This window comes from Pseudoalteromonas spongiae UST010723-006 (assembly GCF_000238255.3).
Classification (GTDB): domain Bacteria; phylum Pseudomonadota; class Gammaproteobacteria; order Enterobacterales; family Alteromonadaceae; genus Pseudoalteromonas; species Pseudoalteromonas spongiae.
The window spans coordinates 3,048,169-3,063,944 of the sequence record NZ_CP011039.1 but is presented as its reverse complement, the minus strand read 5'-3'; the positions used below and the strand labels follow the sequence as shown (position 1 = coordinate 3,063,944).

Here is a 15,776-nt window from a genome sequence, read left to right as displayed (position 1 = left end):
TAAGGGCTGAGGGTCATTTGACCCTTGTAAGCCCTGTATTTAATCATAAATTGGCGGTTGTTTGTAACGCCAAGGTAATCATTTCAGCAAAGGAAGTTTGTCTTTCTTCACTACTTAGGTGAGTATCGTGCGTAATATGATCCGAAACCGTTAAAATGGTTAACGCATTTGCACCGAACTCTGCGGCAACACCGTAAAGGCCCGCGGCTTCCATTTCGACACCTAAAATGCCCATTTTATCCATTAGCTCGAACATTTCTGGTTGCGGTGTATAGAATAGGTCAGATGAAAACACATTGCCTACTTTAACTGGTAACTGTGTTTTACTCGCTTGTGCTAAACAAACGTTCAGCAAGTTAAAATCAGCAATTGCGGCAAAGTCGTGGCCTTTAAAGCGCATGCGATTAACTTTTGAGTCAGTACAGGCACCCATGGCAATAACGATGTCTCGTAGTGCTACTTGATTTGATACCGCGCCACAACTGCCTACGCGGATCAGGTTTTTTACACCATATTCTGTGATTAGTTCTTTTGCATAAATTGAGCAACTTGGGATGCCCATGCCAGAGCCCATAACCGAAATTCGCTTACCTTGAAAATAGCCTGTATAGCCGAGCATATTACGTACATCGTTGACTAACACAGCATCATCAAGAAAATGCTCGGCAATATATTTGGCACGCAGTGGATCGCCCGGTAGTAAAATGGTTTCGGCAAAGTCATTTTGTTTTGCATTGAGGTGCGGCGTAGCTGCAAATTCAATTTGATCAAATGAGACCATTAATAGTCTCCTTGTGTTGAATCTGTTGCGGTATTGATTTGCAATACGGTTTTTACATCACCTAATAAGCCTGATGCACCAAAACGGAAGTTTGCAGGGTTAACCCAATCAAGGTCAAAAATACTGGCGGCAAGTTCAATGTATTGTTTGGCATCCGTCACTGTGCGTACACCGCCAGCGGCTTTAAAGCCAACTTGTTTGCCACTTTCTTTAATTGTTTCTAACATGATTTTTGCCGCATTTAATGTGGCATTTACGGGCACTTTACCCGTACTTGTTTTAATAAAATCGGCGCCTGCATCAATAGCAATGCGTGATGCACTCGCAATAAGCTCGTCGCTTTTTAGCTCGCCAGATTCAATGATCACTTTTAATAAAACAGTGTCACCACAGACAACTTTGCATTGTTTTACAAGTTCAAATCCAAGCGTTTCGTCGCCGTCAATAAGTGTGCGGTAAGGAAATACAACATCCACTTCATCGGCACCTAAGCTTACAGCTTGCTTGGTCTCTGACACGGCTTTATCAATGTTTTTTTCGCCATGTGGAAAGTTGGTTACTGTTGCAATTTTCACATCTGAATTGAGCTGTGTTTTAGCAAATTCAATGTATTGTGGGTAAATGCAAATAGCTGCGGTATGGCCTGCGCTATTGTTTGCTTGCTGACAAAGGGCACTTATTTCGTCATTGCTTTCCGAGCCAGTTAAGCTGGTTAAGTCCATGCATTGTAGGGTAATTTTTGCCGCGGCTGTTAAATCTAATTGGGTGTTTAAGGTCATACTTTTCTCCAAATATAATACCAATTCCGTTAAGTATGTGATCAGGGGTAGCGCTGGATAAATGAAATGGTAACAAGGCGGAAAATTTCTTATGTAGTTGTTCTACATTGATAAATTCTAACGCAGTTAGCATGATATTTAGTTCGCTAGGATGTTCATCTACTTAAGTGAATAGGTATAAAAGTAATCCCAGAACAATTGAGGAGGGAGAGTTACACTCTCGATCAATAAGCTCACTCATATGCTCTAAGAACATGAGTGGACTTGGTTCCTTGAAGACTTATGGTTGTAACGATCTCCTGATCTTAGCACCATAATTTAAATCCATTTATACCAAGCGCTATTGTCAGCTATTTTGTTGCTAACAGCTAGCGCTAATTAAGTGTTAAATGATCTAGTTCATCTTTTTATGCGCTGCGAAGTTGCTTCTTCGCTTTACTAATCAAAAGTGTAGCGGCCACTACAATTGTTCCGGCGACAAAACCAATAATGGCATTAAATAATGTAGGTAATAAAAAGCTTAGGTCGGTATTAAGCAACTGATTGATTGCTAAAGTGAGATCATCTACAAGATGGTGTAAAAAGTCACTGCCATGAACAAGAATACCGCCACCAACTAAAAACATTGCAAGCGTGCCGACAATTGCCAGTAATTTCATTAAATACGGGGCGAAAGAAAGCAGCCCGCGGCCAATGGTCTGTTGCCAAACATGAGGTTGTTCTATTAATAGCAGTCCTGCGTCGTCAATTTTCACAATTAACGCTACTAAACCATACACACCTATGGTCATGAGTATTGCGATAACGCTCAATACAGATAGCTGTGAGGTAAAGCTTTCGCTTGCAACTGTGCCTAATGAAATAACAATAATTTCGGCAGAGAGAATAAAATCGGTGCGAATTGCGCCTTTGATTTTTTGTTGCTCGTAATGTTTGTTGTGAATATCTATCTGCTGCTCTTTTTGCTCGGCATGTTTACCATGAAGCCAAGGAGCAAGTACTTTTTCACAGCCTTCATAACACAAAAATAAGCCGCCAAGCATTAATAGTGGCGTTATTAAAAACGGTGCAAAAGCTGAGATAAGTAACGCTAATGGCACTAATATTAACTTATTTACAAAGGAACCTTTGGCGACCGCCCACACAACGGGTAACTCGCGATCGGCTTTTACGCCAGAAACTTGTTGTGCATTTAAGGCAAGGTCGTCACCTAATACACCTGCGGTTTTTTTTGCTGCTACCTTGCTCATTACCGCAATATCGTCGAGCAAAGTCGCGATATCATCTATGAGGGTGAGTAAGCTTGCTCCTGCCATTTTTTATTCCTTCAATTATAATTCACGCAGAGTTAATCCAACTTCTGTTAAATAGTTTGGTATAACTTTTTACAACTATAGTGTTTTTCTCTGTAAAAGGAATCAAGATGTTAAGACATGTTTTGTTGCTTTTGAGCCTAGTGATGATCTGTGCATGTAATTCAGTTGGGTCTGTGTCAAAGAGTGAAAGTGCACAAACGGAAACATCAACAAAGGCTGTTACCATGATGTTTGAATGCGAAAATGATTTGAGCTTTGTCGCACGATTAGAAGGGCAAACTTTATGGGCGTTTTTGCCTCAGCAAACGCTCGCACTTGAGCCAACCAGAACGGCATCGGGTGCGAAATACCAAAAAGCAGCGGATTACGTTTGGTTAAAGGGTGACAATGCGATGGTGAATTACCAGCAAACACTTTATAAAAACTGTGTTAACAACCGCCAAGAAGCTATTTGGCAAGACGCAAAGTTTCGTGGTGTTAGTTTTCGCGCAGTTGGCAATGAGCCGGGTTGGTTAATTGAAATAACACCAAATGTTCACGTTAAATATTTTACTAACTACGGCCAGTTTGAGACTGTCTTACCTTATAAAAAACCGATTGAAACCGAACAAAGCAGCATGTTTGAACTAACTAAAAACCAAAACACGCTATTATTTGAGATTATTAATAAACCATGTACCGATACTATGTCTGGTCAAAAGTTTGCATCCAGCGTACGCGGTCAGTTTAACGGCAAAGCGTTCTCAGGTTGCGGTCGGGCGCTGTTTTAAAGTTGGCACTGTTCACAGCCATAACGTTTTTCATAACGACGTTCAGCCCAAACATTATAAAAATGATTCACCAGCCAATAAATACCGGGAATTGAAAAACAGTAACTGACCCAGCCAATCGGGTGTGAGCGCCACAGTTTAAAGTTTGCGTTCAACCCGATATGCCATGAGCCTTTTTCGTCTCGTAAGTGTAATACCTTCAGCATATTGGTTCGTTGTTGCCGAGCAAAGTTTTGCGAATGGACATCTTTAAATTCAAACCGCTCGCCAGATAGCTTGCGCCAAAGTGCAATTTCTTTGCTGCAAAGCGGGCATTGTGCATCGTAGTAAACAGTGTTCTTCATATTTTTAACTCCTTCATTAGTAATACGTAATGGCTTCAAAAAAGTTTGAACGAATATTGCAGTTTTCCCGTATTGCTTAAAAAGTCACCCAACAAGGTAATTGTTATGCGTAAAGATGAGTTTAAAAATCAAATAGAAAGACATTTACTTACCCCAACCATTTTTGGCTATGCAGATGCCAATCATTATTTAGTTGGCGCAGAAGATGAAGACGGAAATTTTTATTCCCTTTCTGATGAGCAAGATAAAATCATGGTTTTTAACTCGATGTTTGAAGCTGAAACGTGTTTAAAGTCGCTAGGGTTTACCAGTGCAAGTCTGCATTTTCAAACAGCGTATGATGAGATGATTGGTAACGACACAAGCAGTGATACTCGCATTACAATCAGTTTAGGCGAGCAATAAGCTCGTCTCGCTTGCCTAGAGCAAACAAAGTGGTGTCGTGGTAAAGCAATTGAAAGTTTGACTCTATGCGATCAGAATTAACATTGTACCAATCCACTAATATTTCGAGTGGAACAGCATTTCTGAATCGTTTTCCTGTGTTATGCAGGGCGAGTTCAATACCTTGCTGATGACTGTAACTAGCAAACCAGTTTTCGTTAATAATACGCGACGTTTTGGTTTGGTATTTTTCGGGCAAAGTTGCTCCGTACAGAGCAAGCTCAGCTTGCAAAACTTGATAGAAGGAGGTGCACAAAGTTTGATACTTAGTATCTAGCAGTTTTGCCAGTAAATGATCAAATAAAATATCCAGCCCGACACCAGCATAACGACGTATTTCTTTAAACTCACTTTTAAATTGTTGGCACACAGGATGAGCGTCTGTAAAGCTATCGATGCCACGATGTAAACGTATTCCTACCTCTAACTCTACCGGCAGAAAACTAAGCTGACTGCCTTTCACAAAGTCGCCAAGTAAGTTGCCAGTTAAGCTAGTCGATGTTAAGTGAGCCAAGTGTAAATGTGCAAAATAATTCAAATTTTGTTCGATCTTAAAAGTAAAAATAACCGTATACTTGATGTCTGACGATCTTTGTTGCTCCAATGCTCGGTTTGAGCATGTTTTTGTTAAGGCGCTTAATGTATAGCCTAGTAATCTAAACGGACATCAAGCAACAATGACAAAAGCGAGCCTTGCGGCAGCTGCAAAAACGAACTCGAAAGGTCATCAGACCCTAGTATATTAAAATAACTGGAATCACTTATGAAACGTTTAAAAAATATTATTTTAACCTCTTTGCTCGCGCCATCTCTGTTTGCATTTTCGGTTTCGGCTAACGAGTGTAATGACTTTACTAATCAAGATGTCCGCAAACTACGCTCTAAAGAAAGCATCAATTTATGCCAGTTTAAAGATAAGCCACTATTGATTGTGAATACTGCAAGTAACTGCGGCTTTACACCTCAATTTGAACAACTTGAAGCGCTTCATAAAGAATATAAAGAACAAGGTTTAGTTGTGTTGGGTTTTCCATCTGATAGCTTCTTTCAAGAAGAAAATGATGAGAAAGACACCGCAGAAATGTGTTTTATCAATTACGGTGTGACGTTTAATATGATGGCAACGAGTGATGTAAAAGGCAGTGATGCTAATCCTATATTTAAACATTTAGCGAATAAAACGCGTTCGCCAAGTTGGAACTTTAATAAGTATTTGGTCAGTAAAGACCGTCAAACAATCACGCATTTTGGCTCTCGTGTAAAACCACAAAGTGATGAATTAAAGCAAGCGATAGAAAAAGCGCTTTGATTACGTTTTTAAACAATTGATACTGTGCATATGGTTTTAGTCTGACACTATATTTGGTACAGTCTGAACACGTTGCGCCACATGTTGGCGCAGTGAAAATACCTTTAAACATGTAAAAGGAATTACATGCAGGCCATAAACATTGGGTGTTTGTGATTCCTCAGCAATAAGGATATTCAATGAAGTTAACAGCTCCCTCTTTTCGTTTTCTAGCCTACAGTACAGCTCTATCTATATTTTTATCTGGTTGTGGCAGCTCTTCCAATGATGATAAATCACCCAATCCCGATCAAGGTAATCGTGTCCCGTCTGTAACCATTAATGGTGACAACAGCGCGCAGGAGGCGAGTATTGTTACACTCAATGCAGCGGCTAGCGATAGCGATGGCTCGATCAGCAAATATGCGTGGTCTATTACATCTGGTGAGAACGTTACTTTAAACAATAGTGATCAAGTCTCTGTCGATCTAACGTTGCCAGACGTAGATAGTGATACCCAAATCACCATTAGTGTTACAGTAACCGATAATGATGGCGCCACCGCGCGCGATGAACACACACTTACAATTGTCGATAACGTAAATAACCAAGCGCCGAATGTGGTAATTAATGGGGTTACTGAAGTCGATGAGCAGAGCGAGCTCAATCTTACCGCTACCGCCAGTGATAACGATGGCGAAATTGTCAGTTATTTATGGCAACTAGTTGGCGGTGAAGGGGTCACGTTAAGCGATACCGATAAAGCACAAGTAAAAGTCACCACAACAGATATCGATGAAGATCAGCAAGTTGTTATTGCCGTTATGGTAACCGACGATGATGGCGCAGTTGCGACTGCACAGCATCAGCTGCTAGTAAAAGCAGGTGCGCAAACTCAAGTATTTACTTTGAAAGGCCGCGTTAATAACGCTGCTAACTCAACCGTAAATTTAACGGTTGGTGATCAAACATTAACAGCAACAACAAATAGTAATGGTGAATTTAGCTTGCCCGTTGAACTCGATGAAAGCTATGACGCGCATTTGGTTAAGTTATCAGCACCCAGTAATTCGGTATTTTTTCCTGAGTTTAATCTTGTTGCGCAGTTAGTTACTTTAGGCGACCTTAAACAACTTGCTGGCAGCGATAATGTGTTAACGGATGACGAGTATTTTGCGGTTAACGTAAGTAGCTTCTCTACAGCCCTGTTTTATATGTTTGATAGTAAAGATAGTTTAACAACATCTGAACATGTAACGGCTAACTATGAAAATATCAGTTTTGAAATTGTCACATTGCGAGCCACTATGATTGACATGCTGTTAGGAGGAAATTCAGGGTCCGCTTTTGCCTTACCAACAGGTATTACTACGATGGAGCAGTTACTAACAAATGAAAATATTGTGCGAGAATTTGAAACGCGTATGCATGATGTATATGCGCTTGAGGCATCTGAAAGTGCGCAGGCAATTTTTACTACTGATATTGCGAAATTCCCCCAAATAGATAGCACTAAGCAGTTGGTATTTTCGCCGACTATTATTACACGTAGTGTCGGGCGCCACCTAACACTTAACCCAAATGGTACAGGCAGTATTGTTCTGGAGAATGGTAATAGTACAGGGCTTACGTGGCAGATAAATGAACTCGGTAATCTTAAACTTGTTTATAACACTCCGATTACACTAAGGAATGACTTATATGCTGTAGATGGCCGACCAGAAGTGGTTGATGAGCAAATTCTTACCTCTGAATTTTATAATGTGTTTTCGCGAGATAAAACGAAACATGGCATGATGAACGAAGAATTCCGCCGTGTTGATAATAATGGCAATGTGGTAACCGAGTACTATCAGCAATCAGAGTTTGGTGGACTAACAGATAAACAAGACGTTGATAAATTAATGGCTGCGGATATTCCAGGTGTCTGGGTGATTGACGATGTATTTACTCCTTCGAATGCCGTTTACTCAGAGCCCGCGATTGCAACGTTAATGGCTGATGGCTCAGCGACAATAGAGGTACCCAGTTCCGACTTTTATAGTGATACAGTGAAATGGCAGCTAAGTGATGGAAACTTAGAGCTGATTTCGGGAAGTGGTGACAGCGAAATACGTTTCACTTATTACATTGTTTACAAAAACAATTTTGGCTATGCATTTGTTGCTGATGTAACAAATGGCAGTCAACAATTTGCCCGTAATGGCATGATGTTTAAGCAGCAAACTAATTCGGGGTTTAATTTAAACGACGTCTATGGCCATTACAAACTTACATATGCTGATAGAGTATCCGTTACGAATGAATTAATTATTTATCAAGATAACATTGCCCGTAACGGTGTTGATATGGACAGTCATATCGCGCGAGTGGACGAAAATGGAGTTCTACACCTAGAAACCTATCTTGATAACGAAACGCTTGAATTATGTCGCTCTACCGATGGTGGTCGTTGTCGATTAAATCGTCAAGAATCTTATCGTTTGTTTGCAGCAAACGATAACTCTTATCATGTTATGCAAACAGTTTCTGGGTTTACTAATACAGGCTCGCGCGCATATGGTGTAAGTACGTTGCTTAAATTAGAGAAGAAAGAAACATTGGGCTATGACAAATTTGAGTATGGTTTGTTGCAAAACTTGTATTTGGTTGAGCATCTCAATAGTGGCTCTGTTAACGAATACCACTTTGATCAAACACAGTTAGGCGAAGACGCCAGCGCATATAACAATGCGTTAAGTATAAATTACGCTAATGGTGATTATGAAGAAACTGCCTACTATCTTGATAATGGTATTGCTTATTTCACGTTAGCGGGTAAATCAATGCAAATGTCGCTTGAGCAGTTTGAGCGAGATACTTTGACTATTTGTTTGCATGAAGCGGGCGGCACATGTACCGACGCAGATAAAAAGCAGTTAGATATGCGTTGGGGATTGGCAGAAATACCGGCACAATAATTAAAAGAGAGAGGCTTAGCTAAGCCTCTCTTTTTACTTTTCTAGTCTGTTGTTACAGGCTATACCATAGACCAATCCAGCCCCGTACCTCATCTTGAATGGTATCGCCTTCAATTTTGGCAATGCCAAAATCAATATTAATATCATTTAATACAGAAGGTGCGACGGCAAAGTCGAATTGGCTATTTAACTTAATTCCGTAGCTAGTGGCAAGTTCGCTATTATTGAGTTCATGCTGCGATACATAAAGCCATGGTGTATTTTGCTTAAACGCAAACCCAGCCCCAAAGCGCTGATAATCATCACTTAATGCGGTATAAAACGGTAGTTCATTAATGAGTGAGCGATCAGCTTGTGCTTCTGGCTTAATTAAACTGGACGCGAAGCCACCAATATTCATTAGCATGTCATCACGTTGTTTTGTTTGGTAATCAACGTAAAGTGGCATATTCCAAGCTTTACCGAATAGCGCTACGTTTGCATCAAAGCCTTGCCAACTGCCATGTGAGCTATCACCACTGTAGATACGTGCAGATGCAGTTTGACCAATCGCAAATGTTTGCCAATCACGTTGCCAAATTTGATTCGCGCCGAGAGCAAGCCATTGGTTATGGCTATCACCAATATCTTTGTAGCCATAAGCAAGATGACTATTCAATTTAAATGCCCCGTTGCGATAAGGGTAACTGGCCTGCAGATAGGCTCCGGTAGCGTCTTCCTCAGCAGCTAAGACATCAGGGTGTTGATATTGATTTGCGGCTTTAAGTTTATAATCAAATGCGTGTGCTAAAAATTGCCATTTATCGAGTTGATATTTCACGTCTAAATAAGCACCGTTTAAAGCATTTTTATTGTCGATTGCGCCACCAAATTGCCAACTCAACTTATTGAGCAGATCTTTACCTTTTACACCCACGTGTAACAGTGCAGTACTGGCACTATTGTATTGCTCAGCAAGTGTAAACGACATTGTTTGATTTGATGGAGAATAATCGCGCTGTGCGCCAGGCGTTTGCTGATAAATCTTAGCTGGCGGTAAGCTTGGCTGCTCTGCTTTATCGGTTGCGGCTTTTGGTGATAATGCGCGCTCTGTTACTTCAGTTACACTTGCATTGTCACTTAATTGGTAAATATCAGGGCCTTCAGAATTAACCGCTAAATACAGTAAACCATGCTGTTTGCTTGGCATTGGGTATTGCATAACTTGCTGCCCAGCGCTTAGCTGCTCTAACTTATCTGATGCAAAGGTATAACGATAAAGATTAGTTTGACCATTTACCCCTGCAACATAGTAAATACTTTCGCCATTTTCGCTCCATTTCGGGTATGACAAAAATTGGTAGCCCTTTGGCATTGGCACACTTACATCGTTATTTGATGTTAAATCTTTTACCCATAACGCCCAATTTTGGTTTAGCTCAGTTTTAAGATAAGCCAGTTTGTTATTTTGGTATTGTGGGAAGTCGTAAACTGTTTGTAGTGATGGCTGGGTTAAATCGCTCATTTCACCCGACGTTAAATCAATTTTTACCAGCTGTGAGTAGCCATATTCAACGCGCTCGGCATAAGCCGTATTGTTGTCAGCTAAGGTAAAGCGGCGCACATTAGCAAACTGAGTAAGTTGTTTGGTTTCACCAGTCTCGCTGTTCCAGCTGAAGAGATCTTGGTGCAGTGTATTCATTTCGTTGTTAGCAACGCTAAATGCACCGTATACAAGCGTGCTATTATCACGCCAAACTGGGTTTAAAATACCTTTGCGATTAATAGAGTTAAGGGTGTCTTTTGTTTCTTTTTTAAAGCTGGTGGGTTTGCTATTTGCAATGTCTTTTGCGTCGTCTTCTAGCAGCTCTTTTTGCGCTTCTTCAAACTCTTTAATGGCGTCAGCATTTTCTTCTGTTGCATAAATTGTGAGCTTGGTATTGCCTTCTTTGTCTTTACTAACAATGGCAATTTTGTCTTCATCTGGTGACAGGCTCGGCGCCGTTTGAATGTAATTGAGATCAAACCAGCGTTTCGTTTTAAGTGCGGTTTGATTTGCTTCTTGTGTTAGTGCTTTATGGGTATATTCCGCAACAAAACGGCGATACAGTTTACTTGGCTTTTCAAGAAATACGCCGGTAAACGCACTATCAAAGTCACGTTTTTTAACCGCTTGCATACGTGTCCATACTGCATCTAATTGTTCTTTGCTGTAGTTATGCTCAAGCCATTGTAAAAAACGCACACCAACGAGATACGCCATAGAACCTGCCATATAGCCACCATCCTCTTCGCTTAGCTGGCTATAACTTGGCAAACTTCCTTCTTTAGCAAATTGCGTGATGAGCGATTCAACATAGTTATCGTGTAAACGGCCGCGGCCAGTCATTTGCGATTCAAGCAGTGTTGCATAGCCTTCAGCTGCCCAGCGCGGTGTTGGGTTGTGAGCAATATCATAGGCACTTGAGAAGTTACGTAGCTTTTGGCGCCACTCACTGCGTGTTGGCTGTGCTAAATGCACTAAGTGTACGTATTCATGCAATACGAGTAGTTGCTGCCAGCCCGAACTATTTGAAATAACCGTATCTGACTGGGGAGGTGTGGCAAAAAATGCCATCATAGGGTCAACACTGCTTGGAATAGCAAAACCGTTTGACTGGTTATAAGGGTCGAAAACAACTACATCAACTTGTTTTTCTAATACACGATTTTGCTGCTCTTTTACTTTTTCGCGAACAATCTCAAGTTCGTTGGCAGCTGATGTAGCCCAGCTTTGGTAAGCTTTCGGGAAATGAACTTTAAAGTTTTCAGTTTCAATGGTTTGCCAGTTATCGTTGGCTGAGGTTGCAAAGCTTGCGGCAACCATCAATGAGAGTAGCGACTTTTTCATATTATTTGTTCCTTTAATTTTATGCGAGCTAGCTTACTGCACGCATAAAACTAAAAAAAATAATAGTGATAAGCGGTTAATCTTAATTATTGATGGTTACATCCAGCGCTTTTTCGATGTTTCTGCCAGCAGCACTAGCCTGTTCATAACGTCATTTACATCACTTTGTGGTAAATAGGGCACGCTAATGCCACCACTCGCTAACTGAAAGCGCAATGAACTAATGTGTTGTTTGCGCATTGGCGGTGTTTGTGTAGTAGCAATTTGTTGAATTTTAAAGCCTTTAAACACTTTATAACTTACGCCAATCAGCCCTTTTCGAGTAAACACTTGCTCTCCGTCAAAGTAAAAGCCAAAGCGCTTGTAGCGCAAAAAACTCAAAATCATACCCAGTAATAATGGTGCAATTAATACTGGCCACGCGCCATCAAGTAGCGGTTTAAATAAAAAGGCACTAATGATGGAAATAGGCAGAAGCCAATAAAGTACGAAAGTCTTGTAAAAGTAGTTAATGGCGATTGGCTGAAATGGCACATTAGTAATGTCTAACTGTTTATCCCAGCATAAATTCATAACATCGTTTACTTGGCTTTTTGTCAGTACAGGCACAATTAACGACTGTCCTTTTTTTACCGTATTTGCATGGCTGTTATTAATTTGTTTGCAGTTAATGGTGTAGCGTTTAAGCAGTTTTGCAATCCAGTTTTGTTTGACTTCAATTGACTGAATTTTACTAACGCTTAGCGACATTTGATGGCGTTCAAATAATCCTGAAATACGCTTTATTTTGTTGTTTTCTAAGCTAAGTTCATAGTTGTAAAAGCGAATAATTGCGCCCAGTACCGATGCGAATACAAACAAGGCAATACCGCTTAGAATAATGGTGGCACCCGCGGCCATCTCGGCATATTCATTATTGGTCACAAGATTATTAAAAAACTGTGTAAGCGGCGCGGCAAAGTCTTGTTTAATATAGTCAGTAATTTGCTCAGTGAAAGGCGCAAGTGCTGCCAATACTAAAAACATCATGCCTGACATTAAGCCAAACTTTGCTACTTCAAAATTCGCTAATGTTAAATCAGGAGACTGCACAGCTTGTTGCGATTTGCTTTGTTGCTCGGTTTGCTGTGGCTTGGCTCGGTAATTAAATATTTGGTCACGCAACATATTTGCGTAGTGATCCGATACCCCCGGTAACACAACTTCTTGCTGGGCTGAGCCTGCAGCATCAAAGTGACAGTTCACCGCTGAAAATGGCGAAAAGTAAAATGGTATTGCTAAATTAACGTTTTGTACTTTGGCAAAGTTAAGTGTGACGCGCTCTTTTTTAAATACACCTTTACGCAAAATAATTTCGTGCTCGGTAACTTTGTAGCGAAAATTAAAGTAATAAAGAGTCGCGTAAGTCACTAAAATCAATGCTAATACGCTGGCACCTGAAGCAAACCAAAACAGTTTATTCTCAACTTGGGTGACCCAAATAGCAAAGGCTGGCGCAATATTAATGAGTCCGTCTTTCACAAAACGCACGATAAAGTGCAGCACAAAATAAATAATCGCAATTGGCGACAGCTTTTGCCAAGTGGCTGTATTGCTATTACTCATCATCGTGACGCTCACTTGCGGTGTTTGCCAAGATAAACTGTCTTAGTTTACTGGCGCGCTCTTGGCTTAGACCATGAATTTCGAGATCAGCGCCAGCACCGCCAGCGGTAAACAGTTTTAACGTGGCGAGTTTGAGCTTGCGTTCAATAGGATTACGGTGGGTTTCAATATGTTGAACACGATTAAAAGGTATGGCAATGGTGCGCTGCCAAAATACTCCGCGTTTTAATAGTAGATCGTGTTCTCTCAGTGCGATAGATGTCATTGCGACGCTACGCTTGGTAAACCAAGCGACGTATAAGTTTATCAATACTAATGCACCTGCAACCAATGCGGTTATGATATTTTCAACTGGCGATAAAAAATAAAGAAAGATCACAACAGCGATACTTGCTGGTATTAAAAATACAAAGGTGCCAATCAGTGCTTCTTTGCTTGCCAGTTTATCCAAAGGTTTAAAATCTGCTTGGGTAAAGTCTGGTAGTGTTTGTTCGGAAATTTGATGGTTGCTAAACACGTGATGTCTCGTTGTTTTTATAATCTTTGCCTATTAAAGCAAAAAACTCAGCAAATGCTGAGTTTTTATGATTTTCGGCAATATAGCGTGATTAAAGCCAGCGCACAGTATGAATTAACGAATGGCTTTCGCCAGGTTGCAGTGTCACTTTGTCATCCATCACGTTAGCGGCTTCTAAACACAGCATGGTATGGAACTCGTCATCGCGAAAGTTACTAAGGCGCTTTGATTTTTCAACCCACGGATTCCACAGCACACACGAACTTGAATTTTCACGGCCAACTTCAATAATACCGTCAGGCGTATTAATGGTTTGAACCAAAGGAGTGTTTTGATAAACCATATCGGTTTCACGGGCAAAATTGACAATGTCATTTTGTGCAAATGGGCCTTCGCCAAACTCAATATAGTTAGCACCTTGCAGGCCATCGACTGTGGTGTTTTCAATTTTAGGGGTAGGGAAATAGGTATGCAGCGCTTGTGTTAACTCAAATGCCGCATTGCCAGTATTCGTGTTTACCAGCGCGATGTGCAAACTATCGCTCAGCGTGAATACGACTTTTAAACTCGATTGATGTGGCCAGTATTCTGGATTTACTTGGCCCATCGGCAATGAAAAACTCACAACAATATTATTGTCGTTTTCTATCACTTCTTCTGCGCGCCAAAGCATAGTGCGGGCAAATCCGTGTTGCGGCCAACCGTCATTAGCACTCATGCCAAACCAAGGCCAACAAATAGGAATACCGCCGCGAACGCCTTTGCCGACTTGATAGTCTTCATCTTGCGATACCCAAATTAAAGGCTTTTTGCCTTTTGGCGTAAATTCGGTAAGTTGCGCGCCTTGGAGAAAAATTTTAGCGCTGCAAAAGCTCGATTCAACTGATAGGTACTCTAGTCCTGAATCAGTATGCTTAACGGTAACAGAAGGAGATAAATTCATAAGGCATCCTTGTAAAAGGGAACTTAATTTAATGCAGAAAACAAGATAACTAATGCGTGATCAATTAGCAAATCAGTAAATTTCATATAGTTCTAAGTAAACTAACGTCATCTTATCGCAAACTTCATGTGATTTAGTTATTTGCCTTGATATACTGAAATTCTTTTTCACAATATGAACACACACATGAAAAAATCTCTTATTGCACTTGCAGCAGTGGCAGCGTTACTGGGCTGTCAGCAACAAGAACAGGTGTCATCGCCGAGTGTTGTAGCAAGTGATACTACTAACTTAAAATTAGTGAGCTGGAATATTGAGCATTTAGCTGACGAGGTTGGTAAAGGCTGTAAGCCACGTAGCCAAGCTGATTACCAAGCGCTCGCAAGTTATGCCGCAACCTTAAACGCCGACATAGTTGCACTGCAAGAAGTGCAGTCAGAAAAAGCGCTTAAGCGCGTTTTCCCTGAATCACAGTGGCAATATGTGGTTTCAAGTCGTGCCGATAACGAGGCGTATGAGTGCCGCGGTCACGATGGTTTGTTTTCAACGCCGCAGCGTACAGCATTTGTTATAAAAAAAGGTATTAACTTCATCGCTCAAGGTGACTTTAAAGCACTTGCCCTTGATAACCCAGGGTTACGCTACGGTACCTCAATTAGTCTTAATAATGGTCAGCTAGAACTACTGAACGTGCATATGAAAAGCGGTTGCTTTGTTAGCGACTATCGCAAAGATACTAAAAAAGCCTGTACTACTTATCAGCAGCAAGGGCCTATTTTAGAAAATTGGGTTAACCAGCGTGTTGAAAACAAGCAAGCGTTTGTTGTACTAGGTGATTTTAACCATCGCTTGGTTGATCAAAATAATAGTTTTTGGCAAGAGCTAAGCAAAGAAGACGGCGAACGTATTTTGTTAAGCAGTATGCAAAACTTAAAAAGTTGCCATCCTAAATACAAAGCACCAATCGATCACATTATTACCGGCCCAATTTCAACTCAGTGGGTTGTTGATGGCTCTCAAAAAGTAGACGCGTTTGGTAAGCAAGGCGAGCTAGATTACAAAGATATGTTAAGTGATCACTGCCCAATAAGTTTAACGCTATCAATTAAATAGTTGAAAGAAAGCGCACGATAGTGCGCTTTCTTTTCTTTCTAACCTTT

The 15,776-nt window shown here is 40.8% G+C and carries 14 protein-coding genes; 5 read left to right on the top strand and 9 right to left on the bottom strand.

What is annotated here, in order from left to right; all coding sequences use genetic code 11:
• Positions 1–43: 43 nt before the first annotated feature.
• The 3 genes from deoD to PSPO_RS14045 form a co-directional block, all read right to left on the bottom strand.
• Entirely contained in the window at positions 44–781 is a 738-nt protein-coding gene (deoD, locus tag PSPO_RS14055) for a purine-nucleoside phosphorylase (protein WP_010561398.1), read from the bottom strand.
• Positions 781–1,560 carry a deoxyribose-phosphate aldolase gene (gene deoC / locus PSPO_RS14050; RefSeq protein WP_010561399.1) on the bottom strand — a complete coding sequence of 260 codons (780 nt, stop codon included), beginning with the start codon at positions 1,558–1,560 and terminating at the stop codon, positions 781–783. Before deoC ends, deoD begins: the two co-directional genes overlap by 1 nt.
• Positions 1,561–1,967: 407 nt before the next feature.
• Positions 1,968–2,876 (bottom strand): DUF808 domain-containing protein, encoded by a 909-nt coding sequence (locus PSPO_RS14045; RefSeq protein WP_010561400.1) that lies wholly within the window; start codon positions 2,874–2,876, stop codon positions 1,968–1,970.
• Between the two features lie 107 nt (positions 2,877–2,983).
• Between PSPO_RS14045 and PSPO_RS14040 the strand changes: the two genes are divergently transcribed.
• Entirely contained in the window at positions 2,984–3,646 is a 663-nt protein-coding gene (locus PSPO_RS14040; RefSeq protein WP_010561401.1) for an MliC family protein, read from the top strand.
• Here the strand turns inward: PSPO_RS14040 and PSPO_RS14035 are convergent.
• A complete protein-coding gene (locus tag PSPO_RS14035) occupies positions 3,643–3,990 on the bottom strand; it encodes a thiol-disulfide oxidoreductase DCC family protein (RefSeq protein WP_010561402.1) in 348 nt (115 codons plus the stop codon). The two genes, PSPO_RS14040 and PSPO_RS14035, sit on opposite strands and share 4 nt — an antisense overlap.
• Positions 3,991–4,095: 105 nt before the next feature.
• Here PSPO_RS14035 and PSPO_RS14030 point away from each other — a divergent pair, with 105 nt between their 5' ends.
• Positions 4,096–4,395 carry a DUF6482 family protein gene (locus tag PSPO_RS14030; RefSeq protein ID WP_010561403.1) on the top strand — a complete coding sequence of 100 codons (300 nt, stop codon included), beginning with the start codon at positions 4,096–4,098 and terminating at the stop codon, positions 4,393–4,395.
• Here PSPO_RS14030 and PSPO_RS14025 read toward each other — a convergent pair.
• Positions 4,376–4,972 carry an acyl carrier protein phosphodiesterase gene (locus PSPO_RS14025; RefSeq protein WP_010561404.1) on the bottom strand — a complete coding sequence of 199 codons (597 nt, stop codon included), beginning with the start codon at positions 4,970–4,972 and terminating at the stop codon, positions 4,376–4,378. The genes PSPO_RS14030 and PSPO_RS14025 overlap by 20 nt on opposite strands.
• 225 nt (positions 4,973–5,197) lie before the next feature.
• On the opposite strand from PSPO_RS14025, the gene PSPO_RS14020 reads away from it, so the two are divergent.
• Together PSPO_RS14020 and PSPO_RS14015 are read left to right on the top strand one after the other, a co-directional pair.
• Entirely contained in the window at positions 5,198–5,743 is a 546-nt protein-coding gene (locus PSPO_RS14020; protein WP_010561405.1) for a glutathione peroxidase, read from the top strand.
• A 179-nt stretch (positions 5,744–5,922) separates the two neighbouring features.
• Positions 5,923–8,682, top strand: coding sequence for a PKD domain-containing protein (locus PSPO_RS14015; RefSeq protein WP_010561406.1), 2,760 nt, complete (start codon positions 5,923–5,925; stop codon positions 8,680–8,682).
• Positions 8,683–8,734: 52 nt separating this feature from the next.
• Here PSPO_RS14015 and PSPO_RS14010 read toward each other — a convergent pair whose 3' ends face one another.
• From PSPO_RS14010 to PSPO_RS13995, 4 genes are all read right to left on the bottom strand, one after another.
• The gene (locus PSPO_RS14010; RefSeq protein WP_010561407.1) at positions 8,735–11,551 is read right to left on the bottom strand and encodes a TolB family protein; all 2,817 of its coding nucleotides are present in this window, start codon (positions 11,549–11,551) and stop codon (positions 8,735–8,737) included.
• Between the two features lie 96 nt (positions 11,552–11,647).
• Positions 11,648–13,159, bottom strand: a complete 1,512-nt coding sequence (locus PSPO_RS14005; RefSeq protein ID WP_010561408.1) for a PH domain-containing protein — start codon at positions 13,157–13,159, stop codon at positions 11,648–11,650.
• Complete coding sequence (locus tag PSPO_RS14000) at positions 13,149–13,673, bottom strand: PH domain-containing protein (protein WP_010561409.1); 525 nt, start codon at positions 13,671–13,673, stop codon at positions 13,149–13,151. Before PSPO_RS14000 ends, PSPO_RS14005 begins: the two co-directional genes overlap by 11 nt.
• A 91-nt stretch (positions 13,674–13,764) precedes the next feature.
• On the bottom strand, positions 13,765–14,616 hold the full coding sequence (locus tag PSPO_RS13995) for a D-hexose-6-phosphate mutarotase (protein ID WP_010561410.1): 852 nt from the start codon (positions 14,614–14,616) through the stop codon (positions 13,765–13,767).
• A 186-nt stretch (positions 14,617–14,802) separates the two neighbouring features.
• On the opposite strand from PSPO_RS13995, the gene PSPO_RS13990 reads away from it, so the two are divergent.
• Entirely contained in the window at positions 14,803–15,729 is a 927-nt protein-coding gene (locus tag PSPO_RS13990; protein WP_010561411.1) for an endonuclease/exonuclease/phosphatase family protein, read from the top strand.
• Positions 15,730–15,776 lie beyond the last annotated feature (47 nt).